This window comes from Streptomyces bambusae (assembly GCF_020532645.1).
Lineage (GTDB): Bacteria > Actinomycetota > Actinomycetes > Streptomycetales > Streptomycetaceae > Streptomyces > Streptomyces bambusae.
This window is the reverse complement of the sequence record NZ_JAJAUZ010000050.1, coordinates 1-25,499: the sequence shown is the minus strand read 5'-3', so window position 1 is coordinate 25,499 and position 25,499 is coordinate 1. Positions and strand designations below refer to the sequence as shown.

Here is a 25,499-nt window from a genome sequence, read left to right as displayed (position 1 = left end):
GCAGGGGCGAAGGGCCGTCGTCGTACGGCTATCTCAGATGGTCGGGCCCGAAGGCCTGGGGCAGCATGGCCGCGAGGGTGAGCACCCCGTCGGGGGTCTCGACCAGCAGCTCCGGGCCGCCGAACTCGTAGAGCAGCTGGCGGCAGCGGCCGCAGGGCACCAGGATGTCGCCCTTGCCGTCGACGCAGGTGAAGTGCGTCAGCCGGCCGCCTCCGGTGGCCTGCAGCGTGGAGACCAGGCCGCACTCGGCGCACAGGCCGAGGCCGTAGCTGGCGTTCTCCACGTTGCAGCCGGTGACCGTGCGCCCGTCGTCGACCTGGGCGGCGACCCCGACCGGGAAGCCCGAGTAGGGGGCGTAGGCGCGGGTCATGGCGTCCCGCGCCTGCTCCCGCAGGGCCTCCCAGCCGCCGGCGGGCGCGCCGGTCGCGGTCACTTGCCCTGGCCCTTCCGGTACGGCAGGCCGTCCGCCTTGGGCATCCGCAGGCGCTGCGCCGACAGGGCGAGCACCAGCAGGGTGGTGACGTACGGGGCGGCGTCCACGAACTGGCTCGGGACCTCGTCGGTGAGGGAGTACCAGACGAAGAGCAGCACGGCGAACGCGGCGGCGACGCCGGCCTGGACGTACTTCTTCTTGTACAGCTGCCAGGCCATGGCCGCGACCAGCAGGATCGCGAGGAGCAGCAGCATCGCGTGGACGTTCTCGGCGCCACCGCGCAGCTTGAGGCTGTCGGTGAAGCCGAAGAGGCCGGCGCCGAGGGCCATGCCGCCCGGCATCCAGTTGCCGAAGATCATGGCGGCGAGGCCGATGTAGCCGCGGCCGCCGGTCTGGCCCTCCTGGTAGATGCCGGTGGAGACGATCGCGAGGAACGCGCCGCCGAGGCCGGCCAGGCCGCCCGAGACGACCACGGCGATGTACTTGTACTTGTACACGTTGACGCCGAGGGACTCGGCCGCCGTCGGGTTCTCGCCGCAGGAGCGCAGGCGCAGGCCGAAGGAGGTGCGCCACAGCACCCACCAGGTGCCCGGGATCAGCAGCAGGGCGACGACGGTCAGCAGCGAGAGGCCGGTGACCAGGCCGCCGATGACGCCGGCGAGGTCCGAGACCAGGAACCAGTGCTTGGCCTGGAGGTCCGCCATCCAGTCCGAGAGGCCCGGAACGGTGATGTCCGTGATCGGGTCGATGCGCGGGGACTGCTTGGAGGAGCCGCCGGGCTCCTCGTTGAACGTGTAGTTCGACAGGTACTGCGTCATGCCGACGGCCAGGATGTTGACCGCCACACCGGAGACGATGTGGTTGACGTTGAACGTCACGGTGATGATCGCGTGCAGCAGGCCGCCGAGGGCGCCGCCGACGATGCCGAAGACCACACCGGTCCACGGGCCCCACTGGTAGCCGGCCCAGGCGCCGAACCAGGTGCCGAGGATCATCATGCCTTCGAGGCCGATGTTGACCACGCCGGCCCGCTCCGCCCACAGGCCGCCGAGACCGGCGAGGCCGATCGGGACCGCGAGCTGGAGGGCGCCGGAGACCTGGCCGACGGAGGTCAGGTCGTTCGCGCCGCTGATCAGGCGGACCACCGAGACGAGCGCGAGGCCGCCGGCGATGATCAGCAGGATCCAGGGCAGGGTGAGCTTCTTGCGGCCGCCGCCCGCCGTGGGCGCGGTCTTCGCCGCGGAAACGCTGCTGGTGCTCACGCCGCGACCTCCTTCTCGGTCTTCATGGCGCCGCCGGCGGCGAGTTCCTCGCCGACCTTCTGCTGCTGGCGGCGGATGCCGTAGCGGCGGACGAGCTCGTACGAGACGACGACCGCGATCACGATCAGGCCCTTCATGATCGTGGCGATCTCCTTGGCGTACCCGTACTGGTCGAGCGAGGCCGAGGCCTTGTCGAGGAACGAGATCAGCAGCGCGGCGAAGAAGATGCCGACCGGGTGGTTGCGGCCGAGCAGCGCGATGGTGATGCCGGTGAAGCCGACGCCGACGGGGAACGACAGGCTGTACGTGTGGGTGTCGCCGAGCAGGGTCGGCATGCCGGCCAGACCGGCGACCGCGCCCGAGATGAGCATCGAGGTGAGGATCATCTTCTTGGCGTCCACACCGGAGGCCTGGGCGGCGGACTCGCTGGCGCCGGTGGCGCGCAGGTCGAAGCCGAACCGGGTCCGGTTGAGGATGAACCAGTAGAGGATGCCGAGGGCGAAGGCGACGAAGGTGAAGCCGTAGATCTCACCGGAGTCGCCCATGCTGACGGCCGGGAACCAGCCGGACTCGGCGATGTCGCCGGTGGTCAGGTCGTTGGAGCCCTCGGGCTGCACGCCGAGGTTCTTCGGCAGCAGCAGCCAGGCGATCAGGGCGGTCGCGATGGCGTTCAGCATGATCGTGGAGACGACCTCGCTGACGCCCCGCTTGGCCTTGAGGATGCCGGCGATGCCGGACCAGAAGGCGCCGACGCACATGGCGACGAGGACGATCAGCAGGATGTGCAGCGGACCCGGCAGGGTCACGGCCGCACCGACCACGGCGGACAGCATCGCCGCGAGGCGGTACTGGCCGTCGACGCCGATGTTGAAGAGGTTCATCCGGAAGCCGATGGCGACGGCCAGGGCTGCCAGGTAGTACGTGCCGGTCTGGTTGATGATCAGGACCTGGACGTCCTCGTACGAGGCGTTCTCGATCATCAGGCGGATCGGCTCGATCGGGTCGACGCCCGTGGCGAGCAGCACCACGGCGGTCAGCAGGAACGCGCTGACGAGTGCCAGCACCGGACCGGCCGCGCCGAGGATCAGCTTGTCCTTGTCGATTTTCATCATCGGGCCTCGTCCTCCGGGGCATCGGCCGCGGCGGAGTCGCTTCCGTTGCCCGCTGCGTTCTCGTCCTGCTCCAGGTGCCCCCGGGCGGCACCGGTCATGGCGCTGCCCAGCTGCTCCGGGGTGATGGTCGCCGGATCGGCGTCCGCGACCAGGCGCCCGCGGTAGATCACGCGCAGCGTGTCGGACAGGCCGATGAGCTCGTCCAGGTCGGCGGAGATCAGGAGCACGGCCAGGCCCTCGCGACGGGCCTCGCGGATCGCGTCCCAGATCTGCGCCTGCGCGCCGACGTCCACACCGCGGGTGGGGTGGGCGGCGATCAGGAACTTCGGGTTGTGGCTCATCTCGCGGCCGACGATCAGCTTCTGCTGGTTGCCGCCGGAGAGGGAGGCCGCGGTGACCTCGATGCCGGGGGTGCGGACGTCGTACTCGCGCACGATCCGCTCGGTGTCCTTGCGGGCCGCCTTCGGGTCGAGGATGCCGCGCTTGGAGTTGGGCTCCTCGGTGACGTGGCCCAGGATGCGGTTCTCCCACAGCGGGGACTCCAGCAGCAGGCCGTGCCGGTGCCGGTCCTCGGGGATGTAGCCGATGCCGCCCTCGCGCCGCTTGCGGGTGGGGACGGTGGAGATGTCCTTGCCGTCGAGGCTGATGACACCGCCGTCGGGGATGCTCATGCCCATGAGGGCCTCGATGAGCTCCGTCTGGCCGTTGCCCTCGACGCCGGCGATGCCGAGGACCTCGCCCTTGTGGATGGTGAAGTCGATGCCGGCCAGCACCTCGCGGACCACGCCGTCCGGGTCGGTCGCCGTCAGCGTCAGGTCGGAGACCTTCAGCATCGGGGTGGTGGTGACCGTGGACTCGCGGGTCTCCGGCGAGGGCAGCTCACTGCCGACCATCAGCTCGGCGAGCTGCTTGGTGGTGGCGGTCTTCGGGTCGGCGGTGCCGACCGTGGTGCCGCGCCGGATGACGGTGATGTCGTCGGCAACCTTCAGGATCTCGCCCAGCTTGTGCGAGATGAAGATGACCGTGAGGCCCTCCGCCTTGAGCTCGCGGAGGTTGTCGAAGAGCGCGTCGACCTCCTGGGGCACGAGCACGGCGGTCGGCTCGTCCAGGATGAGGATCTTCGCACCGCGGTAGAGGACCTTCAGGATCTCCACGCGCTGGCGGTCGGCGACGCCGAGGTCTTCGACCAGGGCGTCCGGGCGCACGCCCAGACCGTAGGCGTCGGAGATCTCCAGGATCTTCTTGCGGGCCTTCGCACCGATGCCGTAGAGCTTCTCGCCGCCGAGGACGACGTTCTCCAGGACGGTGAGGTTGTCGGCGAGCATGAAGTGCTGGTGCACCATGCCGATGCCGCGGGCGATGGCGTCCGCGGGGGTGTTGAAGGCGACCTGCTCCCCGTCGATGGCGATGGTGCCCTCGTCCGGCTTCTGCATGCCGTAGAGGATCTTCATCAGGGTCGACTTGCCGGCACCGTTCTCACCGATCAGGGCATGGACCGTGCCCTTGCGGACCGTGATCGCGATGTCCTTGTTGGCGACGACGCCGGGGAAGCGCTTCGTAATGCCGTGCAGTTCTACGGCGGGGGGCGGGCTGGACGCGTTGATGACGCACTCTCCTCGACGGGAAGGAGCGGAAGGCAGGAAGGACAGGGCGGGGGCCGAAGGTATCGCGTCCACGAGACCTCTACGCGCGTAGCACTGTCGAAAGTGAAAAGTTCAGGCCACAAAAGCGGCCCGGGGTCCGGGAGCGGCGGTTGAGACCGCTACCCGGACCCCGGCGACCGTCAGATCGAGACGACCCGCCTTACGGCGCGGTCTTGACCTTGATCTTGCCGGCGATGATGTCGGCCTTGGCCTTGTCGACGGCGGCGATCAGCTCGGCCATCTTCTTGTACTCCGGGTTGGAGTCGGCCAGGCCGACGCCGTCCTTGTCGAGACCGTAGCGGATCTCGCCGGTCTGCGCCTTGCCGTCCTTCACGGACTTGATCAGGTTGTAGACCGCGTCGGAGACGTCCTTGGTGACGGAGGTCAGGATCTTCTCCTTGAACTTCGCCAGGCCCTCCTGGTTGTACTGGTCCGAGTCCACGCCGATGGCCCACTTGCCCGAGGTGGAAGCGGCCTCGATCGCGCCGGAACCGGCGAGACCGGCGGCGGCGTAGACCACGTCGGCACCCTTGGCGATCTGGCCCTGGGCGGCGGCCTTGCCGAGGTCCGGCTTGGCGAAGCCCTCGAAGTTCGGCGGCTGCGACAGGTACTGGGTCAGCACCTCGGCCTTGGGGTTGGTGTCCTTGACGCCCTGGACGTAGCCGGCCTCGAACTTCTTGATCAGCGGGACCTCGACACCGCCGATGAAGCCGACCTTGCCGGACTTGGACGCCTTGGCGGCGGCGACGCCGGCCAGGTAGGAGCCCTGCTCCTCGTTGAAGACCATGTTGGCGACGTTCGGGCCGGTCACCGAGGTGTCGTCGATGATGCCGAAGGTGGTCTTCGGGAACTTGGCGGCGACCTTCTTGATGGCCGGGGCGTAGGCGAAGCCGACGCCGATGACCGGGTTGTTGCCCTTGCGCGCCAGCTCGGTGAGGCGCTGCACCTTGTCGGCGTCGCTCTCGCCCTCGGTGGGCTCGGCCTCCGCGCCCTTGACGCCCAGGTCCTTCTCGGCCTTCTCGAGGCCCGCGTAGGCGGCGTCGTTGAACGACTGGTCGCCACGGCCGCCGATGTCGTACGCGATGGCCGCGGTGGTGCCCGCCTTCGTCGAGTCCGAGGACCCGGTGTCGGTGGACTTCTTGCCACCGCAGGCGGTGGCGGAGAGTGCGAGGGCCGCGGACGCGACGCCCACGGTTGCGATCCTGGTGATCCGGCGCAAGGGGAGGCTCCTTCAAAACCTGACCGAAGCGCCACTGACCGGCGCTGGTTTCGCCGCGATCGTAACGCGCGTAGATGTCAGTTAAAGGCCCGTTCAGGAGTCGTTATCGGATCGTCGCGAACCGGACAGTGACCGAGCGGTAACCCGATTGGCTCAGAACCCTGTTGCCGCACGGGTTCCCGGGTGCGTCCCGGACCCCCCTCGGGGCCCGGGACAGGGCGGGAAAAAGTTTGATCTAACGTTACGAAACGGGCCGGGATCGGCGGGCGTCGAGCAGTGCGGCGGCGGTGAACAGCTCCACGCCGACGGCGATCGCCGACTCGTCCACGTCGAAGTCACCGCGATGCAGATCACGCTTGACGGCGTCACCCGGGGTGCGGACGCCCAGACGGGCCATCGCGCCCGGGACCCGCTCCAGGTACCAGGAGAAGTCCTCGCCGCCCAGGCTCTGCTCGGTGTCCTCGACGGCGTGCGCGCCGCGCCGGGCGGCCATGGCGTCCCGCAGCAGTTCGGTGACGACCGGGTCGTTGACCACCGGCGGCACCCCGCGGACGTAGGTGATCTCGGACTTCGCGCCGTGCAGGGTGGCGACCTCGTCGATGGCGGCGTGCACCAGGTCGGGGGCGTCGTGCCAGGCGTTGATGTCGAGGCAGCGGATCGTGCCGGAGAGCTCGGCGCGCATCGGGATGACGTTGCACGCGTGGCCGGATTCGATCCGTCCCCAGGTGACGGAGAGCCCGGAGCGGCTGTCGATGCGGCGGGCGAGCACGGCGGGCACGTCGGTGGCCACCCGGGCGGCCGCGGTGACCAGGTCGGTGGTCAGGTGCGGGCGGGCGGTGTGGCCGCCGGGGCCGGAGAGGGCGACCTCCAGCCGGTCGCAGGCGGAGGTGATGGGGCCGGCCCGGAGGCCGATCTTCCCGGCGTCGACCCGCGGGTCGCAGTGCACGGCGATCATCTGCCCGACGCCGTCCAGGACGCCGGACTCGATGGCCTCGGCGGCGCCGCCCGGCAGGACCTCCTCGGCGGGCTGGAACAGCAGCCGGACCGGGCGGGGCAGCAGGCCCTGGCGGTGCAGCTGGGCGAGGACCAGACCGGTGCCGAGCACGGTGGTGGTGTGCACGTCGTGGCCGCAGGCGTGCGCCCGGTCGGGGATGGTGGAACGGTACGGCACCCCGACCTTCGCGTCCGGGATGGGCAGGGCGTCGATGTCCGCGCGCAGCGCCAGCATGGGCCGCTTGCGGTCCCAGGTGCCGATGTCGCAGATCAGGCCGGTTCCGGTGGCCAGGACCCGGGGCCGGAGCCCGGCTTTCTCGAGTCTGGCCTTGATCGCGGCGGTGGTCCGGAACTCCTGGTGCCCCAGCTCGGGATGCATGTGCAAGTCCCGGCGGAACGCGATCAGTTCGGCACGCAGGTGCTCCGGGAGCTTGCCGGGCAGCGCCGGCTCGGCCGGCTCTCCGGGCAGGACGGTCTGGGACTCGCGGGACATCAACTGGTTCACCCGTTTAAGGGTAGGCGCACCCCAGGGCCAACTGGCTGGAGATCAAGAAAAGTTCAGCCCGTTAGGGGAAGAAAAACCGGCTTCCAGACGCATAGCCCCCCTCCCCCGGGGGTAAACTCCGCCGCTCATCCGGCCGGGGCGGGTGTCGGGACACCCGCTGACACGGCACGGAGCCGGTGCACGTCACGTGCGGTATCGGTGACACCTTCGAGGAAACCGCGGGCCCGCGGCGAGGCCTTTCCGGTGAGCCAGTCGGGGTCGATGTCCACCACGGCGACCGTGACGCCGGTTCCGGCCAGTGCGTAGGGCAGCGTGTGGACGACCGTGGACGGAAAGCTGACGATCGTACGACCGACGGGTCCACGCCGGGCAATGAGTTCGAGGGGGAGGTCGGGGCGCACGATCTCCAGCCCGGTGGCCTCGGCGAGGGCGCGCAGCTTGGCGCCGGTCTCGCGGCGGTGGGCGAAGTAGCGGGCGGCGCCGTGGGTGCGGGCCAGGTCGCCGACCCCGGCGAGGTACCGGTCCTCGTCGACCACCCCCGTCTCCACCAGGGAGGTCCCGACCAGGTCGGTGCCGCGGGCGATCCGCGGCGGACCGAAGGCGGCCCGGGTCCAGGCGAACTCGTTGACCTGCAGCCGGACCCCTTCGGGGGCGGTGACGGGCATGGAGCTGAACACCTCGACCTGCCGGCCGGGGGCGGGCGCGAAGCGGCGCCGGGCGGCGCCCGAGACGGGCGCGTACGCCAGCTCGCGGGTCCGCCCGGCCAGGCCGGCGCCGACCCGGTGCCAGCGCACGAGGCGTTCGCCGCGGGCCAGCTGGGAGACGAACTCCATGGTGGCGGTGCCGTCGTCCACGACGACCAGTTCCTCGGCCCGGACCATCGACAGCAGCAGCTGCACGTACCGGGAGAAGGGGTCGCCGACGACGATCCGGCGGGCCCGGCGGACGGTCCCGGTGAGCGCGGCGAGCGCCTTGAGCGGGGCCGCGCCGCCGCCGCGGGCCTCCTGCCAGCGGACCTGGTGGCCCTCGTCGCGGGCCAGGGCCGCCATCCGGCGGAGCTGGCCGCGGGACATCGGGTCCACCGGCGGCAGGACGACGATCAGCAGGTCCTCGTAGTCGGCGCGGGCGGGCCGGTGGACGGCCGGGTGGTCCGGGTCCGCGTCCGGGTGGGGCGCGGGGGCTTCCACCCCCGGCCTGCGGCCCGGAGCGGGCTGCGAGGGGACGCAGTCCAGCACGGGGCCGGCCGCCGGTCCCGCCCCGCCGGCCCGTGCGGCGTGTGCGTACGCCCATTCCAGGACGTTCAGCAGCTGGACCGGGCTCTCCACGAAGGCCAGGGTGTTCGCGTGCGAGGTCACGGCGTACTCCTCGGGTCGGGCGGGCCGTACGGGGGCGGGGCGGGGCCGGGGCGGGCGGATCAGACCGCGGCGAGCTCGGCGCGGCCGGCGACCTCGCCCTGGACGCGGCGGAGCTTCTTCATCGGGCCGAGCTCGGACTCGTAGACCTTCTTGACGCCGTCGCCGAGGGCGGTCTCGATGGTGCGGATGTCGCGGACCAGGCGCTGCAGGCCGCCCGGCTCGACGGAGGCGGCCTGGTCGGAGCCCCACATGGCGCGGTCGAGGGTGATGTGGCGCTCGACGAAGGTGGCGCCGAGGGCGACGGCGGCCAGGGTGGTCTGGAGGCCGGTCTCGTGGCCGCTGTAGCCGATCGGGACGTTGGGGTACTCGTCCTGGAGGGTGTTGATCACCCGCAGGTTGAGCTCCTCGGCCTTGGCCGGGTAGGTCGAGGTGGCGTGGCAGAGCAGGATGTTCTCGCTGCCCAGGACCTCGACGGCGTGGCGGATCTGCTGCGGGGTGGACATGCCGGTGGAGAGGATCACGGTGCGGCCGGTGGCGCGCAGGGCGCGCAGCAGCTCGTCGTCGGTGAGGGAGGCGGAGGCCACCTTGTGGGCGGGGACGTCGAACTTCTCCAGGAAGGCGACGGCCTCGGTGTCCCACGGGGAGGCGAACCAGTCGATGCCCCGCTCGCGGCAGTGCGCGTCGATGGCGCGGTACTCGTCCTCGCCGAACTCGACCTTGTGGCGGTAGTCGATGTACGTCATGCGGCCCCAGGGGGTGTCGCGCTCGATGTCCCACTGGTCGCGCGGGGTGCAGATCTCCGGGGTGCGCTTCTGGAACTTGACCGCGTCGCAGCCGGCCTCGGCGGCGGCGTCGATCAGGGCGAAGGCGTTGTCCAGGTCGCCGTTGTGGTTGATGCCGATCTCGCCGACGACGTACACGGGGCGGCCGGGGCCGGCGGTGCGGGAGCCGAGGCGGCGCAGGCGGGGGGAGGAGGGGGTGCTCATGGCAGGGAACGTCCTTCGGGGGTTTCGGGGCCGGGAGGTGCGGGGTGCCGGGTGGAGGGCGGGTACTGCTCCGGGGTGGTCGCCCTCCACGGCGGGTACGGGGCTCGGGTCGTGCGGGTGGTGCGGGTGGTGCGGGGCGGGCGGCGCCGCGGCGGCGGGCCGCTCGGGTCCGTCGCCGGCGTCCAGGAGCGGGGCCAGGGCGCGGGCTCGGGACAGGTCGTGCGGGTCGTCGATTTCGAGGACCCGCGCGGGGTCGGTGTGGACGGGGACGATGCGGCCGAAGAACCGGTGGCCGGCGGTGCGGAAGCCGGTGGCGTCCATCGCGTAGGCGGCGCCGGTCTCCAGCAGGTCGAGGGGGCGGTCCTGGCGGCGCGGGCGGTGCGACTCGTCGTGGTTGACGCCGTAGCCGGTGCGGCCGGAGGGGACCGCGCTCTCGCGCCACAGGAAGCCGTGGAAGGGGGCGGCGGTGAAGGCCGAGTCGGCGCCTCGGGTGGTGACGGCGAGGGCCGCGCCGGCGATCTCGGCGGCGGTGAGGAAGGGGCTGGTGGCCTGGACGAGGAGGACGGTGTCCACCCGGGTGCCGTGCCGGGTCTCGAAGGTGTCCATGGCGTGCAGGACGGCGGACTCGCTGGTGGCGGTGTCACCGGCGATGGCCGCGGGGCGCGGTACGACGTCGGCGCCGGCGGCCCGGGCGGCCGCGGCGATCGCCTCGTCGTCGGTGGAGACCACGACGTCGGTGACGGGGGCGGCGGCCAGGCAGGCCCGGACCGCGCGGGCGACGAGCGGGGTGCCGCCGACCTCGGCGAGGTTCTTGGCGGGCACGCCCTTGGAGCCGCCGCGGGCCGGGATGACGGCGAGGACGACGGGCCGGCCCGCGGGGCGGGCGGTCTCGGCCCGGGGGGTGCTGGTCACAGTTCTCCCATCCGGCGGATGGCCGGGGCCACCCGCTGTACGCCCTGGCGGTAGGCGCCGCGCGCCGCGTCCCGCAGGGCCGAGCGCACGTAGCGCCGCAGTGTCGAGTCCTCGGCCGCCGGGCGGACGGCGCCGGGCAGCGGGGTGCCGTCGGGGCCGAGGTGGTGGCGGGCGAGCAGGCCGGGCAGGTAGCCCGGGGCGGTGGTGGGCGTGTAGTAGGGGGTGATCGCGGGCAGCCGGTCGAGGGCGGCGAGGCCGGCCACCCGGGCGCGGGCGCCGTCGAAGGCCCGGTCGTACGGCCGGTCGGCGGCGACGCCGTGCCGGGCCAGCCACTGCGGGTCGGCCGTGGGGCGCAGGCCCGCGTCGAGTTCGTCCCAGGAGGCGAGGCAGCCGGAGCCGAGGAAGTGGTGGTTGCCGAGGGCCTCGCGGATGCCGAGGTCGGTGAGGACGGCGGTGGGGATGCCCCGGTGCAGGGACTCCAGGGCGGCCGTGGAGCTGACCGTGACCAGCAGGTCGGTGCGGTCGAGGACCTCGCCCATGTGCCCGTACACCAGGCGGCAGTTGGCGGGCAGGCCGCCGGGGATCCGCTCGGCGAGCCGCTGGTACGGCAGCTCTTCGAGGTGGGTGGTGTGCTCGCCGGGCTTGCTGCGCAGCTTGACCAGCACCTCGCGGTCCGGGTGCCGGCGGGCGTGGCCGGCGGCGCGGCGCAGCAGGTAGTTGCGGTCGGCGCGGCTCTCGGGGACCGAGGGCTGGGCGGCGAACACGACGGTGTGCGCCCGCGAGGTCTGCTGCTCGTACGGGGCGCCGCCGAGGAAGGGCAGGGCGGTCTCGGTGACGGCCGACGGGTCGGCGCCGACGCCCTCGTACACGGCGCGGAACCGGTCCGCGTCGTGGCGGGAGTTGGCGAGGACCAGGTCGGCGCCGTGCCGCAGGAGCAGGCCGTCGGCGAGCTTCTCGTAGACGACGCCGACGTAGCCGGTGACGACGGCCGGGCGGCGGGCCGGCTCCGGCCACAGCGCGCGCAGGCCGTGGAGGACGGCCTGGACGGCGCCGCCGACGAGGGCGAGCACGACGACGTCGTAGCGGCCTTCGGGGGCGCCGTCGGCGGCGCTGCGCATCTCGGCGAGGAATTCGGCGCAGGTCACCTCGGTCAGCCGGTCGGCGCGGACGCCGACTTCGCCGAGCTGGCGGGCGGTGGGCGTGGCCCGGCCGCGCAACAGGAACCCGGTGAGCGCGGGTTCGTCGGCATCGGCGAGGCGGCGGGCGGTGAGCGCGCCCCATTTCCATCGCGTATCGGAATCGGCGAGTACGGCAACCCGCATTTTTCCGGGGGCACTTACGCCACTGGTACTTACTGGCACGGCTCCGAAGCTAGGACGGAATTCCCGTGGACGGCCCAACGAGCGCGCAACAGAGGGTTAACAGCCGGTCGACGGAACGCGAATGCGCCCGGGGGCGGCCCGGGTTAACACCGCGGATGCCCAGCGTTCACGGAAAGGACTCGCCCGGGCCACGGTGAATGCCGGGCGGCGCCCTAATGTCACGCAGGTGGTCAAGCTTTCTGTGGTCGTGCCGTTCTTCAACGTGCAGACATACGCACCAGACGCCCTCCGGAGCCTGCACGCGAACGCGCGGGACGGCTTCGAGTTCATCCTCGTCGACGACTGTTCGTCGGACGGGACGCCCGCGCTCCTGGAACGGGCGGCCGAGGAGCTGCCCGGCGCGGTGCACGTCCGGCACGAGCGCAACGGCGGTCTGGCGACGGCCCGGAACACCGGGATCGACGCCGCGCGCGGCGAGTACCTCACCTTCATGGACGGGGACGACTGGCTCGCCCCCGGCCATCTGGCCCGGGTGCTGGCCGCGATCGAGGGCCTGGGCTGCGATTTCGTACGGACCGACCACGTGCAGTGCACCGGGCGGAACCGGTCGGTGCAGCGGGTGCCGCACGGCCCGCAGGGCGAGGTGCTGGACCCGCGGGCGGCGATCCTGCCCGCGGACCGGTCGACTTCGGTGGACTATCCGTTCGCGTGGGCCGGGATGTACCACCGGCGGCTGGTGGACCGCGGGCTGCTGCACTTCACGGACGGGCTGCGGACCGCCGAGGACCGGCCGTGGATCTGGCGGCTGCACCGGGAGGCGGACACCTTCGCGGCGGTCGGCCTGCCGGGTCTGTTCTACCGGCGCGGGGTCGCGACCTCGCTGACGCAGATCGGCGACGTACGCCAGCTCGATTTCATCCGGGCATTCGACCAGGTGCTGAAGGAAACGGCCCGGGACCGGGACGCGGATCTCCTGATGCCGAAAGCCGTGCGCACGTATTGCGCGATCATCGCCCACCACGTGGGTTCCATCGAAAGGTTCGAACCGGCCGTGGCCAGGAAACTCCGTTCGATGAGTGCGGCCGCTTTGCACCGCATGCCGCAGGGCGTTCTCGACGACGTCCTGCATTCCATGGACACGGAACGCGCGGTGCGGCTGCGCCGGCTGCGGCGCCGGCCGGCCGGTCCGGAGGTGGCCGCCTGATGGGTACCGCCGTCCGCACCACGCAGATCTTCCTCGCCTCCACCCTCTACGGCACGGCCACCCTGGCCGCCGCCCTCGACTCCGGCTGCTTCCGCGCCGCGGACCGCCGGATCCTGCTCGTCAGCAACAACGCGGCGGTGCCGGAGACCACTCCGGGGCCGGCCGGCATGCCCGGCTTCGCCCGGCTGGCCGCCCGCTTCGACGAGGTGCGGGACTGGAACGCCGTCATCGAGCCCTTCCACCCGGGCGGCTGGCAGCCGCGCGGGGACGACGCACCGCTGTGGGAGCGGCAGCTGCGCGCCCTGTGGGGGCTGGGCGAGGACCGCCTCGAACTCGTCGTCGAGTCCATCCAGGTGGCGCCGGCCCAGGCGCTCGTCCAGCTGTTCCCGGGCACCCCGGTCGAGGTGTACGCGGACGGGCTGATGAGCTACGGGCCGACCCGCAACAAACTGGACCCGCAGACCGGCGTCCGCATCCGGCGGCTGCTCCACCTCGACCTGGTGCCGGGGCTGGAGCCGCTGCTGCTCACCGAGTTCGGCGTGCCCGCGCAGATCGTGCCGACGGAGGCCTTCCGGAAGGTCCTCGACGAGCTGGCGGAGGACCCGGAGTGCGCCCCGGCACCGGAGACGGCGGCGGCCGGGGCGGACGGCGACGGGCGCCCGGCCGTGCTGCTGGGCCAGTACCTGTCCGCCCTCGGGCTGATCACGCCCGAGGAAGAGGAGGAGCTGCACGTCAGGATGGTCCGCGGCGCGCACGCGCTGGGCCACGGCCGGATCGTGTTCAAGCCGCACCCGAGCGCCCCGGCCCGCTGGTCGCGCCGGGTCGAGGAGGAGGCGGTACGGCTGGGCGCCCGGCTCACCGTGGTCGACTCCCCCGTGCTGGCCGAGGTGCTGTACCGGCAGCTGGATCCGGCGCTCGTCGTCGGGTGTTTCTCCACCGGCCTGCTGACGGCCGCCACCCTGTACGGCATCCCGGTCGCGCGCACCGGCACCGGGCCGCTGCTGAACCGGGTCACGCCGTACCAGAACAGCAACCGGGTGCCGCTGACGATCGTGGACGCCCTGCTGCCGGAGCTGGAGGACCGGGCCGCGGTACGGGCCTGGGCCCCGCCGGGTCCGGCGGTGCTGGAGGACCTCGGCGAGCTGGTGACGGCCGTCGGGTACGCGATGCAGGCGCAGATCCTCACCGCCCGGCGGGCCGACGCCGAGCGGTACCTCGCGAGCCGCCTCGACGCGCACACCTGGCGGTACTTCAAGAAGCGCCGGCTGACCGCGCTGGGCCTGCCGGGGGCGGTGCCGCCGCAGCTGGCGTTCATCCCGCGCAGCCCGGCGGTGCGCCGGGTGGTCCGCCGGGTCCGGCACCTGAGCCGGGCCGCGCGCGGATGACCGCGACCGCGCTCCCGGCACAGGCCGGGCCGCCGGACGGGGCTCCCGAGCGGGGCACGGCGTCCGCGCCGCCGGCCGCACCGGTCCGGCTGCGGGCGCTGGACGGGCTGCGGCTGGTGGCGGCGCTGATGGTGGCGGGCTACCACTACGCGGGGCGCGGCGGGGAGGTGCAGCACTCCTGGGGCGCGTCGCCGCGGGAGCTGTTCCCGACGGCCTCGCCCTGGCTGGCGTACGGCTGCCTGGGGGTGCAGGTCTTCTTCGTGATCAGCGGGTTCGTGATCTGCATGAGCGCGTGGAACCGGCCGCTGCGTTCGTTCTTCGCGTCCCGGGTGGCCCGCCTGTACCCGGCGTACTGGGCGGCGATCGTGCTGGTCACGGCGGTGTTCGCGCTGCCCTGGGTGGCGCAGCGGACGGTGTCGGGGCCGGATTTCCTGGTCAACCTGACGATGCTCCAGCAGCCGCTGGGCGCCGACCGGGTGCTCGGGGTGTGCTGGACGCTCTGGGCGGAGCTGCGGTTCTACGTGCTGTTCGCGCTGTTCGTGGTGCTTCCGGGCGGCGGGCGGCAGCGCACGCTGGTGTTCTGCGCGGTCTGGACGTTCGCCGCGGTGCTGACCGACATGGCGGACCTCGGCCGCGAGCACGTGCTCCAGCAGCTGCTGATGCCGCAGTACGCGCCGTTCTTCATCGGCGGCATCGGGCTCTACCTGGTGCACCGGAACCGGCGGGACGCCCTGGCCTGGGGCGTGGCGCTGATGGGCTGGCTGCTGGGCCAGCACTACGCGGTGGCCGGGCTGTGGCACGCGCCCGACCCGAGGTTCTTCTCGTACCGCAGTGCGGCCGTGATCGTCGCCGTGGTCACGGCCGGCTTCCTGGTGGTGGCGCTGATCGCGGTGGGCCGCCTGGACTGGCCGGACTGGCGCGGGCTGACCGTCGTGGGCGCCCTGACGTATCCGTTCTACCTGGTGCACGAGCACCTGGGCTGGGTGGTGATCCGGCTGCTGCACCGCACCCTCGGGCTGCCGGCTCCGGTCACGCTCGCCGGTACGGTCGCCCTGATGCTGGGTCTGGCCTGGCTGCTGTACCGGCTGGTGGAACGGCCTCTGACGCCGCGGCTGCGGCGGGCCCTGCGCTGATCCGGGCCGGGCTCAGCGCAGGCCGGCTCTGCTCGGCTCAGCTCTGCTCGGCTCAGCTCAGCTCAGCTCAGCTCAGTGCGAGCTTCGCCGCGAAGCCGAGGAAGAGGACGCCCGCCGCCGAGGTGGCCCCCGCCGACAGCCGCTTGCGCCGCCGGAACGCCTCGGACAGCCGGGCGCCGCTGAAGATGAGCGTGCTGAGGTAGAGGAAGCTGAACAACTGCCCGATCGCACCCAGCAGCAGGAAGGACAGCGCCGGGTAGGCGTAGTCCGGGTCCACGAACTGCACGAAGAACGACAGCAGGAAGAGGATCGCCTTCGGGTTCAGCAGGCTGATCACCAGCGCCCGCCGGTACGGCCGCTCCGCCGGGCCGGGAGTGCTCTCGCCGGCAGGAGCCGCAGCCGCACCCCGCGGCGCCGGGTCCCGGCGTATCGCGCGGTCCCGCCACATCCCCCACGCGGCGCGCATCATGCCGACCGCCAGCCAGGCCAGGTACCCGGCGCCGAGCACCTTGACCGCGCCGAACAGCAGCGGGCTGGCCTGGAGCAGCGCGCCGGCTCCGACGGCGGCCAGCACCATCAGCACGGTGTCGCCCGTGAACACGCCGCAGGCCGCCCGGTAGCCCTGCCGCACGCCGCGCCGGGAGGCCACGGACAGCACGTAGAGGGAGTTCGGACCCGGCAGCAGAATGATCAGGACGAGCGCCGCGAGGTACGTCGGAAGATCGGTCACACCCAGCATGCGAACGAGTCTCGCACAGGGGTCCGACAGCCCTCACTGCGTTTTCCACCACACCGCCCGGGGCCCGGCAACCCGGCCTCTCACCAGGTGGAATCCGCCGGCCGGTAGGTCCCCCACACCTCCCGCAGCGCATCGCAGACCTCGCCCACCGTGGCCCGGGCCCGCAGCGCCTCCTTCATCGGCGGGAGCACGTTGTCGGTGCCCGCGGCCGCCGCCCGCAGCGCGGTCAGGGCCCGGTCCACGGCCGCCCCGTCGCGGTCGGCGCGCAGCCGGGCCAGCCGTTCGGCCTGCCGGGCCTCGATGGCCGGGTCCACCCGGAGCGGCTCGTACGGCTCCTCGGCGTCGAGCGTGAAGCGGTTGACGCCGACGACGACCCGTTCGGCGCGGTCGGTCTCCTGGGCGATCCGGTACGCGTTCCGTTCGATCTCGGCCTTCTGGAAGCCCTGCTCGATGGCGGCGACGGCGCCGCCGAGGTCCGCGACCCGGTCCATGAGCGCAAGGGCCGCCGCCTCCAGCTCGTCCGTCATCGCCTCGACCACGTAGGAGCCGGCGAACGGGTCGACGGTGGCCGTCACGTCCGTCTCGTACGCGAGGACCTGCTGGGTGCGCAGCGCCAGCCGGGCGGACTTCTCGGTGGGCAGGGCGATGGCCTCGTCGAAGGAGTTGGTGTGCAGCGACTGGGTGCCGCCGAGCACCGCGGCCAGGCCCTGCACCGCCACCCGGACCAGGTTGACCTCGGGCTGCTGGGCGGTGAGCTGGACCCCGGCGGTCTGGGTGTGGAAGCGGAGCATCATCGACCTGGGGTCGCGGGCGCCGAACTCCTCCTTCATGACGCGGGCCCAGATCCGGCGGGCGGCCCGGAACTTCGCCACCTCCTCCAGGAGGGTGGTGCGGGCGACGAAGAAGAAGGAGAGCCGGGGGGCGAACCCGTCCACGTCCATGCCTGCGGCAACGGCCGTCCGGACGTACTCGATGCCGTCGGCGAGGGTGAAGGCGACCTCCTGCGCGGGCGAGGCCCCGGCCTCCGCCATGTGGTAGCCGGAGATGGAGATGGTGTTCCAGCGCGGGATCCCGGCCCGGCAGTAGCGGAACACGTCGGCGGTCAGCCGCAGCGAGGGGCCAGGCGGGAAGATGTACGTGCCGCGGGCGATGTACTCCTTCAGCACGTCGTTCTGGACGGTGCCGGTCAGCCGGTCCGCGGGCACCCCCTGCTCCTCGCCCACCAGCTGGTAGAGCAGGAGCAGCAGGGCCGCCGGGGCGTTGATGGTCATGGACGTGGAGACCCGGTCGAGCGGGATGCCGTCGAACAGGACCCGCATGTCGTCGATCGAGTCGATGGCGACGCCGACCTTGCCGACCTCGCCGCGGGCGAGCGGAGCGTCGCTGTCGTAGCCCATCTGGGTGGGCAGGTCGAAGGCGACGGACAGGCCGGTGGTGCCGTGCTCGATGAGCTGCCGGTAGCGGGCGTTCGACTCGGCGGCCGTCCCGAAGCCGGCGTACTGCCGCATCGTCCAGGGCCGTCCGGTGTACATCGTCGGATAGACCCCGCGGGTGAACGGGTAGCCGCCGGGCTCGCCCAACTGCCGCTCCGGGTCCCAGCCGGCCCGGTCCTGCGGCCCGTAGACCGCCTTGATGGGCAGGCCCGACTCCGTCTCGCGCGCCATGTGCCGTCTACCTCCGTGGAGTCGCACTGTCACGTCCTGGCAACATCGTCCCGCCGTTCGCAACCATCCGCGTCCGGGCGGCATCCCTTCGTACACACGCACACTCCCGGGGGACACAGATGCGCCGTCATTCCGTCATAATCCACACGTTCGCGGCAGTCGCGGCGGTCGCACTGGCGGCCGGATGCAATCCGGCGGCCGCAGGTCCGAAGGAGTCCGGCGCGCCGTCGTCCGCCTCCTCCGCGCCGGCCGGCCCCTCGGGCTCGGCCGCCCCCGACGACAAGCCGAACGGCGGTTCCCCGTCCGGCGGCGCATCGACGCCCGCCTCGCAGGTCCTGCTGAAGGACGGCACGGAGAACGAGCAGGTACGCGAGCTCCAGGCGCGCCTGAAGCAGCTGGGCCTGTTCAAGCGCAGCCCCACGGCCTTCTACGGGTCGATCACCGCCACCGCGGTGAAGGCGTTCCAGGAGAAGCACGGGCTGCCGGCCACCGGCTCGGTGGACGACGCGACCTGGCAGAAGCTGCTGGCGTCATCCCGCAAGCCGACGGAGAACGAGCTGCGGCCGCCGACCACCAACGAGCTGGACACCCCCGACCCGCGCTGCATGACCGGCCGGGTGATGTGCATCAGCAAGGAGAGCCGGACCCTCGCCTGGATGGTCGACGGCAAGGTCGTGTCGGCGATGGACGTCCGCTTCGGCTCGGAGAACACCCCGACCCGCGAGGGCCTGTTCAGCGTGGAGTGGAAGGCCCGCAAGTGGACCTCGACGATCTACCACACGCCGATGCCGTACGCGATGTTCTTCAGCCGGGGCCAGGCGGTGCACTTCTCGCAGGACTTCGCGAACCGCGGCTACGCGGGCGCCTCGCACGGCTGCGTGAACGTCCGGGACAAGGCGAAGCTGTCGGTGCTCTTCGACCAGGTGAAGGTCGGCGACAAGGTCGTCGTCTACTGGTGACGCCGGGCCCGGTGACGGTCTGAGGAAGGGGGGCGCGAGCGGGGCCGGGGGAACGTGCCCCGCTCGCGCCAGGTGCGCAGAGCCCAGGGGTACGGGGGGAACCCCGGCTCATGCGCGGCCGATGACCAGTCGGCTCACTCAGTACTGCGCCGGACGCTCGAAAAGTGTTACAGCCGTGTGCGCACGTGCGGTGAACCGATTCGCCGGCACATCCGTGCAGGGGTCGGAAACCGGTCTGCGGACCGGTTTCCGACCCCGTGCGGCCGGCGCGGAAGAGGGCCGCACGGGATGCCGGAACGCGTGCCCGGACTCGTGCCGGAACGGATGCGTGCGCGGCCGCGGAACCCGCGGGAGACGCAGGAGGGACCGTCAGGCCGACGGGCGGCCGAAGCCCAGGGTCGGCAGGACGCCGCCCCGGTCGCCGGGGGTGGTGTCGACCGGCGGTGTGGGCTCGGTCGCGCCCTCGCCCGGCCGGGTGCCGGAGCCACCGGAGCCGCCGCTCGCACCGCCCGCGGCACCGCCGCCCGCACCGCCGGAGCTCTTGCCGATCAGCGCGTCGCAGTACTTCTCGACCCGGGAGCCGCGGGCCGCGCGCTCCAGCTTGATCCGCTTCTCGGCGGCCAGACGCCCCGCGCGTAGATCACGGCAGAACGCGGCGAGCCGCGCCGGGGACTCCACCGTGCCGCCCTTGTCACCGGTGCCGCCGGACGGCCCGGCGGTCGCCGCGGGGCTGCCGCTGTCGTCCGGGCTCGGGCCCACGCCCTGGGTGCCGGCCGCGGACGCGGACGGCGAGCCGGACGGGAGTCCGTCGACCAGGAGCCGGTCGGCCGGCTCTCCGGTGCCGGCGGACTCGGTCCCGCCGGGGCCGGTCGGCTCCGGGCTGGGGCCGCTGCTGACCGTCACCGTGGTCGGCGGGCCGGCGACGTCGCGCGGGTCGGGGAGCAGTCCGGTGGTCGCCGCGGCGGCGACACCGCCGATGGTGACGGCGGCCACGGCGGCCGCGAGTCCCAGCCGCAGCGGGCGGCGGACCCGGCCGCGCAGCGGGACGACGTCCGCAGGTGCGGGGGCGCCCAGCCGGACGGCCGGCAGTTCCGTGTCGGCGCCGGGGGCGGCGGCCGGTGCGGGGGCGGCGGCGTGCGCCGCGCGGAAGGCGGCCACGGCCGCGGCCTCGCCGGGCAGCTCGCCGGAGCCGGCGGGCGGGCAGGGCGGCACGAGGGATTCCAGCGCCCTGGCGAGGCGGGCCGCGTCGTCCCGGACCCGCGCGGCGTGCGCGGCGTCCTCGGCACCCGGCTGCGGAATGTCCTGTCCATGACGACCTGCGCCGGGCGCGACCGGGTCGACGGGTTCGCCGCGCAGCAGTTTTTCCGCTGCGGCCCCGTCCAGCCACTCGTACCGATCGTCGGCCATCACATGTCCTTCTGCGTACGCCAACGCGATTGCGTCACACCCGTGCGCTCCACCGAACCGTCGCGGTGGGGACGGGGCGCCGGTACGGCGTCGAGGTCCCGGCTGTCGCCCTGTTCACCGCCGGCCCGGACGTCCCCGGGGGCGGCAGGGCCCCCGGCATTATCACCGAACTCGCTGCCGAGCATCTCGGCGAGCCGCTTGAGGCCGCGGTGGGCCGCGGTGCGGACGGCCCCGGGCCGCTTGCCCAGGGTTTCGGCGGCGCTCTTCGCGTCGAGGCCGACGACCACGCGCAGCACGACGGCCTCGGCCTGGTCCTGCGGCAGCCGGGCGATGAGTTCCATGGTCCGGCCGGTGGCGAGGGCCTCGATGGCCTCGCCCGCGGTGTCGGAGTCCGCGGCGCGGCCGGTCAGCTCGGTCTCGTCGCCGCCGACGGCGGGCCGGCGGCCGCGCATCCGGACGTGGTCGAGCGCCCGGTTGCGGGCGATCCGGGCGGCCCAGCCGCGGAAGCGGTCGGCGTCGCCGCTGAACGAGGCGAGGTCGCGGGCGATCTGCAGCCAGGCCTCGGACGCCACGTCCTCGGCCTCGGTGTCGCCCACCAGTGTGCGTACGTACCCGAGCAGGCGCGGGTGCACCGCCCGGTACACCGTTCTGAAGGCGCTCTCGTCGCCGCCCTGCGCCGCGAGCACCGCGGCGGTCAGCTCCGCGTCGTCCCCCAGCAAAGTCCCCAACCCGTTCAATGTCCTGTACGTCCTGCGCAAATCAGCACGTTACGACTTTCAAGTACGTCTCGTCCACGACTTGTACAACCAGCAACCATTCGTGCGCGAAGCGGGGTGTGACAGAAACCGCACCCGCGGCGCTGACACATATACGGGCTTGTCGCACGAGCCCGTAACGGACGACGGCCGGGGCCTCTCCTGTGGGGGGTGGCGGCCTCGGCTGTCGCTCCGGATCCGTGGTGTGCGGCGTTCGGCACCTTCACACCCCTCTTCCCCTCCTCGTAAGAGTGAAATCCGCGTATCCGTACGACGGCATCCGCACGCCCTCGATAGCGTTGCCGGACACCCCCGACGCGCCCGCCCCGAGGAGCCCCCTGCTGTCCAGCCACCTCCCGGCCCAGCTCCGCGGCAGCTCCGGGCTGGCCCGTTTCAACGCCGCTTCCGCCGAAGCGCTCCACGACGCACTGCTGCACTGCTGCGGCAGCCGGTACTGGGCTCACCGGGTGGCCGCCCACCGACCGTACCCGGATCTGGAGGCCCTGCTCGCCGCCGCCGACGAAGCAGGCTACGACCTGTCCCCCGCGGAGCTCACCGAAGCGCTGGCCGACGAGTCCTCGGCCGAGCTGCACCACGCCGCCCCGTACGCCGCCCATCTGGCGCTCGGCGCGGCGCACGCGGAGTACGAGCGGAAGTTCGGGCACGCCTTCGTCATCTGCCTCGACGAGTATCCGGCGGAGGAGCACGCGGCGCAGGTACTGGCCGGAATTCGCCGTCGGATGGCGTACGAGGAGGACGAGGAGCGGGCGGTGGCCGCCGACGAGCTGCGGCGACTTGCCCGGGGCCGGCTCACCGCGCTGGTCGACGGAGTCGGTGCGGAACACCTGGATTGGGCCGATTTCGCCTTGTCGGATAGCCCGTCCGTGCCTGTTTGATCACACCGGACCACCCCGCGCGAAGGAACCGACAAGTCGTCGCTACGATGTCGGGGGCCGGTGGACCGTACCCGGCCGGGCCCGACCGACAACGAAGCCGGCTGGCCCTCGCCTCGCTTCCGGAGGGTTTTCCGTGCCGGCTGGAACGCTGTACCGCGGCCGGGAAGGAATGTGGAGTTGGGTGGCTCACCGAGTCACCGGCGTCCTGATTTTCTTCTTCCTGTTCGTACACGTCCTCGACACCGCTCTCGTCCGCGTCTCCCCCGAGGCGTACGACGATGTCGTGGCTACCTACAAGACTCCGATCGTTGCGCTGCTGGAGTACGGCCTCGTGGCCGCCATCCTCTTCCACGCGCTCAACGGTCTTCGCGTCATCGCTGTGGACTTCTGGTCCAAGGGCCCGCGCTACCAGAAGCAGATGCTCTGGACCGTCGTGGGCGTCTGGGTCGTGCTCATGGCCGGGGCCCTGTACCCCGTGCTCGGCCACGCAGCTGCTGAACTGTTCGGGAAGTGACGCGCATGTCGACTGACACCTCTTCTTCGATCGGCGACGTCGAGGGCGTGAGCCTGTACGACGTCGACCACCCCGCGCCGTACATCGAGGCCCCGCGCAAGCGCACCTCGAAGACGCCCCGCGCCACGCGCGGCAACTTCGAGATGGCCGCCTGGCTCTTCATGCGCCTCTCGGGCATCGTCCTGGTCGTGCTGGTCATCGGCCACCTGCTGATCCAGCTGGTGCTGGACGGCGGCGTGAGCAAGATCGGCTTCGCCTTCGTGGCCGGCCGCTGGGCCTCCCCGTTCTGGCAGGTCTGGGACCTGCTGATGCTGTGGCTCGCGATGCTGCACGGCGCCAACGGCCTGCGCACCGTCATCAACGACTACGCGGAGCGCGCCAACACGCGGCTGTGGCTGAAGGGCCTGCTCTACACCGCCACGGTGTTCACCATCCTTCTGGGCACGCTGGTGATCTTCACCTTCGACCCGAACATCCGCTAGGCACGGGGCTGAGGCAACCGACTATGAAGATCCACAAGTACGACACCGTCATCGTCGGCGCCGGTGGCGCGGGCATGCGCGCCGCCATCGAGGCGACGAAGCGCAGCCGCACCGCCGTGCTGACCAAGCTGTACCCCACCCGCTCCCACACGGGTGCCGCGCAGGGCGGCATGGCCGCCGCGCTGGCGAACGTGGAAGAGGACAACTGGGAGTGGCACACCTTCGACACGGTCAAGGGCGGTGACTACCTGGTCGACCAGGACGCCGCCGAGATCCTGGCGAAGGAGGCCATCGACGCCGTCCTCGACCTGGAGAAGATGGGTCTGCCGTTCAACCGCACCCCGGACGGCACCATCGACCAGCGCCGCTTCGGCGGCCACTCGCGCGCCCACGGCGAGGCCCCGGTCCGCCGGTCCTGCTACGCCGCGGACCGCACCGGCCACATGATCCTCCAGACGCTGTACCAGAACTGCGTCAAGGAGGGCGTGGAGTTCTTCAACGAGTTCTACGTCCTGGACCAGCTCATCACCGAGGTCGACGGGGTCAAGCACTCCGCGGGCGTCGTGGCGTACGAGCTGGCCACCGGCGAGATCCACGTCTTCCAGGCGAAGTCCGTGATCTACGCCTCCGGCGGCACCGGCAAGTTCTTCAAGGTGACCTCCAACGCGCACACCCTCACCGGTGACGGCCAGGCGGCCTGCTACCGGCGCGGTCTGCCGCTGGAGGACATGGAGTTCTTCCAGTTCCACCCGACGGGCATCTGGCGCATGGGCATCCTGCTGACGGAGGGCGCCCGTGGTGAGGGCGGCATCCTCCGCAACAAGGACGGCGAGCGCTTCATGGAGAAGTACGCGCCGGTCATGAAGGACCTCGCGTCCCGTGACGTCGTCTCGCGCTCCATCTACACGGAGATCCGCGAGGGCCGCGGCTGCGGTCCCGCCGGCGACCACGTGTACCTGGACCTGACGCACCTCCCGCCGGAGCAGCTCGACGCGAAGCTCCCGGACATCACGGAGTTCGCGCGCACGTACCTCGGCATCGAGCCCTACACGGACCCGATTCCGATCCAGCCCACCGCGCACTACGCCATGGGCGGCATCCCGACCAACGTCGAGGGTGAGGTCCTGTCGGACAACACCACCGTCGTGCCCGGCCTGTACGCGGCCGGCGAGGTCGCGTGCGTGTCCGTGCACGGCGCCAACCGCCTGGGCACCAACTCGCTGCTGGACATCAACGTCTTCGGCAAGCGCTCCGGCATCGCGGCGGCCCGCTACGCGGCCGAGAACGACTTCGTCGAGCTGCCGGAGGACCCGGCGTCGCTCGTCGTCGAGCAGGTCGAGACGCTGCGCAACTCCACCGGCTCCGAGCGGGTCGCGGACCTGCGCCTGGAGCTGCAGGAGACGATGGACGCCAACGTGATGGTGTTCCGCACCGAGCAGACGATCAAGACCGCGGTCGAGAAGATCGCGGAGCTGCGCGAGCGCTACAAGAACGTCTCGATCCAGGACAAGGGCAAGCGGTTCAACACCGACCTGCTGGAGGCCATCGAGCTGGGCAACCTGCTCGACCTGGCCGAGGTCATGGCCGTCTCCGCCCTGGCGCGCAAGGAGTCCCGCGGCGGCCACTACCGCGAGGACTACCCGAACCGCGACGACGTCAACTTCATGCGCCACACCATGGCGTACCGCGAGGTCGCGGCCGACGGCACGGACTCGGTCCGTCTCGACTACAAGCCCGTCGTCCAGACCCGCTACCAGCCGATGGAGCGTAAGTACTGATGGCTACCCCGACCCTTGACAAGGTGGAGTCCGAAGCCACGGCCTCTCACAACATCACGGTCACCTTCCGGATCCGCCGCTTCAACCCCGAGGTCTCGGACCAGGCGGAGTGGCAGGACTTCCAGATCGAGATCGACCCGAAGGAGCGCGTGCTCGACGGTCTCCACAAGATCAAGTGGGACCTCGACGGCACGCTGACCTTCCGCCGCTCCTGCGCGCACGGCATCTGCGGCTCCGACGCGATGCGGATCAACGGCAAGAACAGGCTCGCCTGCAAGACGCTGATCAAGGACATCAACCCGGAGAAGCCCATCACCGTCGAGGCCATCAAGGGCCTCACGGTGATGAAGGACCTCGTGGTCGACATGGAGCCGTTCTTCCAGGCGTACCGGGACGTCATGCCGTTCCTGGTCACCAAGGGGAACGAGCCGACCCGCGAGCGCCTGCAGTCCGCCGAGGACCGCGAGCGCTTCGACGACACCACCAAGTGCATCCTGTGCGCCGCGTGCACGTCCTCGTGCCCGGTGTTCTGGAACGACGGCCAGTACTTCGGCCCGGCGGCGATCGTCAACGCGCACCGCTTCATCTTCGACTCGCGTGACGAGGCCGGCGAGCAGCGGCTGGAGATCCTGAACGACAAGGACGGCGTGTGGCGCTGCCGCACCACGTTCAACTGCACCGACGCGTGCCCGCGCGGCATCGAGGTCACCAAGGCGATCCAGGAAGTCAAGCGTGCGCTGATCACGCGCCGCTTCTGATCCCGGCTCCGCCCGTACGAGGGCCCCGCTTCCGGCTGCTGCCGGAGGCGGGGCCCTCTGCCGTGGGGCCGGCGCGCGGGGCG

Annotated in this window: 22 protein-coding genes and 1 pseudogene; 9 read left to right on the top strand and 14 right to left on the bottom strand. The window is 71.8% G+C overall.

Annotated elements, in window-relative coordinates:
• Positions 1-28: 28 nt before the first annotated feature.
• From LG634_RS27895 to LG634_RS27850, 10 genes and pseudogenes are all read right to left on the bottom strand, one after another.
• Positions 29-433, bottom strand: a complete 405-nt coding sequence (locus LG634_RS27895; protein WP_226737556.1) for a cytidine deaminase — start codon at positions 431-433, stop codon at positions 29-31.
• The gene (locus LG634_RS27890) at positions 430-1,695 is read right to left on the bottom strand and encodes an ABC transporter permease (RefSeq protein ID WP_226737555.1); all 1,266 of its coding nucleotides are present in this window, start codon (positions 1,693-1,695) and stop codon (positions 430-432) included. The genes LG634_RS27895 and LG634_RS27890 overlap by 4 nt, the downstream gene beginning before the upstream one ends.
• Complete coding sequence (locus LG634_RS27885) at positions 1,692-2,807, bottom strand: ABC transporter permease (protein ID WP_226737553.1); 1,116 nt, start codon at positions 2,805-2,807, stop codon at positions 1,692-1,694. Before LG634_RS27885 ends, LG634_RS27890 begins: the two co-directional genes overlap by 4 nt.
• Entirely contained in the window at positions 2,804-4,411 is a 1,608-nt protein-coding gene (locus LG634_RS27880) for an ABC transporter ATP-binding protein (RefSeq protein WP_226737620.1), read from the bottom strand. Before LG634_RS27880 ends, LG634_RS27885 begins: the two co-directional genes overlap by 4 nt.
• A 199-nt stretch (positions 4,412-4,610) precedes the next feature.
• Entirely contained in the window at positions 4,611-5,669 is a 1,059-nt protein-coding gene (locus LG634_RS27875) for a BMP family lipoprotein (protein WP_226737551.1), read from the bottom strand.
• 241 nt (positions 5,670-5,910) lie between these two features.
• Positions 5,911-7,155 (bottom strand): amidohydrolase, encoded by a 1,245-nt coding sequence (locus LG634_RS27870; RefSeq protein ID WP_226737618.1) that lies wholly within the window; start codon positions 7,153-7,155, stop codon positions 5,911-5,913.
• A 137-nt stretch (positions 7,156-7,292) separates the two neighbouring features.
• On the bottom strand, positions 7,293-8,522 hold the full coding sequence (locus LG634_RS27865; protein ID WP_226737549.1) for a hypothetical protein: 1,230 nt from the start codon (positions 8,520-8,522) through the stop codon (positions 7,293-7,295).
• Between the two features lie 59 nt (positions 8,523-8,581).
• On the bottom strand, positions 8,582-9,508 hold the full coding sequence (locus tag LG634_RS27860; RefSeq protein WP_226737616.1) for an N-acetylneuraminate synthase family protein: 927 nt from the start codon (positions 9,506-9,508) through the stop codon (positions 8,582-8,584).
• 477 nt (positions 9,509-9,985) lie between these two features.
• Positions 9,986-10,420: pseudogene (locus LG634_RS27855) on the bottom strand (acylneuraminate cytidylyltransferase family protein); the annotation flags it as partial.
• Positions 10,417-11,742, bottom strand: coding sequence for a DUF6716 putative glycosyltransferase (locus LG634_RS27850; protein WP_226737547.1), 1,326 nt, complete (start codon positions 11,740-11,742; stop codon positions 10,417-10,419). The pseudogene LG634_RS27855 and the gene LG634_RS27850, both read right to left, overlap by 4 nt.
• 226 nt (positions 11,743-11,968) lie before the next feature.
• On the opposite strand from LG634_RS27850, the gene LG634_RS27845 reads away from it, so the two are divergent.
• From LG634_RS27845 to LG634_RS27835, 3 genes are read left to right on the top strand one after another with little or no spacing between them, the layout of a single operon-like run.
• The gene (locus tag LG634_RS27845; protein ID WP_226737545.1) at positions 11,969-12,946 is read left to right on the top strand and encodes a glycosyltransferase family 2 protein; all 978 of its coding nucleotides are present in this window, start codon (positions 11,969-11,971) and stop codon (positions 12,944-12,946) included.
• On the top strand, positions 12,946-14,331 hold the full coding sequence (locus LG634_RS27840; protein ID WP_226737543.1) for an alpha-2,8-polysialyltransferase family protein: 1,386 nt from the start codon (positions 12,946-12,948) through the stop codon (positions 14,329-14,331). Before LG634_RS27845 ends, LG634_RS27840 begins: the two co-directional genes overlap by 1 nt.
• On the top strand, positions 14,328-15,464 hold the full coding sequence (locus LG634_RS27835; protein ID WP_226737541.1) for an acyltransferase family protein: 1,137 nt from the start codon (positions 14,328-14,330) through the stop codon (positions 15,462-15,464). Before LG634_RS27840 ends, LG634_RS27835 begins: the two co-directional genes overlap by 4 nt.
• Before the next feature lie 67 nt (positions 15,465-15,531).
• On the opposite strand, the gene leuE is transcribed toward LG634_RS27835, so the two are convergent.
• Both leuE and LG634_RS27825 read right to left on the bottom strand, forming a co-directional pair.
• A complete protein-coding gene (gene leuE / locus LG634_RS27830) occupies positions 15,532-16,203 on the bottom strand; it encodes a leucine efflux protein LeuE (protein WP_226737539.1) in 672 nt (223 codons plus the stop codon).
• Between the two features lie 80 nt (positions 16,204-16,283).
• The gene (locus LG634_RS27825; RefSeq protein ID WP_226737537.1) at positions 16,284-17,867 is read right to left on the bottom strand and encodes an acyl-CoA mutase large subunit family protein; all 1,584 of its coding nucleotides are present in this window, start codon (positions 17,865-17,867) and stop codon (positions 16,284-16,286) included.
• 119 nt (positions 17,868-17,986) lie between these two features.
• On the opposite strand from LG634_RS27825, the gene LG634_RS27820 reads away from it, so the two are divergent.
• Entirely contained in the window at positions 17,987-18,826 is an 840-nt protein-coding gene (locus LG634_RS27820) for a L,D-transpeptidase family protein (protein ID WP_226737535.1), read from the top strand.
• A 369-nt stretch (positions 18,827-19,195) separates the two neighbouring features.
• Here the strand turns inward: LG634_RS27820 and LG634_RS27815 are convergent, their stop codons facing one another.
• On the bottom strand, positions 19,196-20,233 hold the full coding sequence (locus tag LG634_RS27815; protein ID WP_226737629.1) for a hypothetical protein: 1,038 nt from the start codon (positions 20,231-20,233) through the stop codon (positions 19,196-19,198).
• Positions 20,233-20,952, bottom strand: coding sequence for an RNA polymerase sigma factor (locus LG634_RS27810; RefSeq protein WP_226737615.1), 720 nt, complete (start codon positions 20,950-20,952; stop codon positions 20,233-20,235). The genes LG634_RS27815 and LG634_RS27810 overlap by 1 nt, the downstream gene beginning before the upstream one ends.
• A 374-nt stretch (positions 20,953-21,326) precedes the next feature.
• On the opposite strand from LG634_RS27810, the gene LG634_RS27805 reads away from it, so the two are divergent.
• The 5 genes from LG634_RS27805 (at position 21,327) to LG634_RS27785 (ending at position 25,416) form a co-directional block, all read left to right on the top strand.
• Entirely contained in the window at positions 21,327-21,884 is a 558-nt protein-coding gene (locus LG634_RS27805) for a 2-oxo-4-hydroxy-4-carboxy-5-ureidoimidazoline decarboxylase (RefSeq protein WP_372482503.1), read from the top strand.
• A 133-nt stretch (positions 21,885-22,017) separates the two neighbouring features.
• Positions 22,018-22,398 carry a succinate dehydrogenase, cytochrome b556 subunit gene (gene sdhC, locus LG634_RS27800; RefSeq protein ID WP_226737533.1) on the top strand — a complete coding sequence of 127 codons (381 nt, stop codon included), beginning with the start codon at positions 22,018-22,020 and terminating at the stop codon, positions 22,396-22,398.
• Between the two features lie 5 nt (positions 22,399-22,403).
• The gene (locus LG634_RS27795) at positions 22,404-22,880 is read left to right on the top strand and encodes a succinate dehydrogenase hydrophobic membrane anchor subunit (RefSeq protein WP_226737531.1); all 477 of its coding nucleotides are present in this window, start codon (positions 22,404-22,406) and stop codon (positions 22,878-22,880) included.
• Between the two features lie 23 nt (positions 22,881-22,903).
• Positions 22,904-24,658 (top strand): succinate dehydrogenase flavoprotein subunit, encoded by a 1,755-nt coding sequence (sdhA, locus tag LG634_RS27790; RefSeq protein ID WP_226737529.1) that lies wholly within the window; start codon positions 22,904-22,906, stop codon positions 24,656-24,658.
• Positions 24,658-25,416: a succinate dehydrogenase iron-sulfur subunit gene (locus LG634_RS27785; RefSeq protein WP_226737527.1), complete on the top strand. Its 759-nt coding sequence runs from the start codon at positions 24,658-24,660 to the stop codon at positions 25,414-25,416. Before sdhA ends, LG634_RS27785 begins: the two co-directional genes overlap by 1 nt.
• The last annotated feature ends 83 nt before the right edge of the window (positions 25,417-25,499 follow it).

What these genes read in the sequence shown, in the direction of transcription:
- LG634_RS27885 (WP_226737553.1), bottom strand. Translation starts at nt 2,807, where the DNA reads ATGATGAAAATCGACAAGGACAAGCTGATCCTCGGCGCGGCCGGTCCG.
- LG634_RS27870 (WP_226737618.1), bottom strand. Translation starts at nt 7,155, where the DNA reads ATGTCCCGCGAGTCCCAGACCGTCCTGCCCGGAGAGCCGGCCGAGCCG.
- LG634_RS27860 (WP_226737616.1), bottom strand. Translation starts at nt 9,508, where the DNA reads ATGAGCACCCCCTCCTCCCCCCGCCTGCGCCGCCTCGGCTCCCGCACC.
- LG634_RS27850 (WP_226737547.1), bottom strand. Translation starts at nt 11,742, where the DNA reads ATGCGGGTTGCCGTACTCGCCGATTCCGATACGCGATGGAAATGGGGC.
- LG634_RS27840 (WP_226737543.1), top strand. Translation starts at nt 12,946, where the DNA reads ATGGGTACCGCCGTCCGCACCACGCAGATCTTCCTCGCCTCCACCCTC.
- LG634_RS27835 (WP_226737541.1), top strand. Translation starts at nt 14,328, where the DNA reads ATGACCGCGACCGCGCTCCCGGCACAGGCCGGGCCGCCGGACGGGGCT.
- leuE (WP_226737539.1), bottom strand. Translation starts at nt 16,203, where the DNA reads ATGCTGGGTGTGACCGATCTTCCGACGTACCTCGCGGCGCTCGTCCTG.
- LG634_RS27825 (WP_226737537.1), bottom strand. Translation starts at nt 17,867, where the DNA reads ATGGCGCGCGAGACGGAGTCGGGCCTGCCCATCAAGGCGGTCTACGGG.
- LG634_RS27820 (WP_226737535.1), top strand. Translation starts at nt 17,987, where the DNA reads ATGCGCCGTCATTCCGTCATAATCCACACGTTCGCGGCAGTCGCGGCG.
- LG634_RS27815 (WP_226737629.1), bottom strand. Translation starts at nt 20,233, where the DNA reads ATGGCCGACGATCGGTACGAGTGGCTGGACGGGGCCGCAGCGGAAAAA.
- LG634_RS27795 (WP_226737531.1), top strand. Translation starts at nt 22,404, where the DNA reads ATGTCGACTGACACCTCTTCTTCGATCGGCGACGTCGAGGGCGTGAGC.
- sdhA (WP_226737529.1), top strand. Translation starts at nt 22,904, where the DNA reads ATGAAGATCCACAAGTACGACACCGTCATCGTCGGCGCCGGTGGCGCG.
- LG634_RS27785 (WP_226737527.1), top strand. Translation starts at nt 24,658, where the DNA reads ATGGCTACCCCGACCCTTGACAAGGTGGAGTCCGAAGCCACGGCCTCT.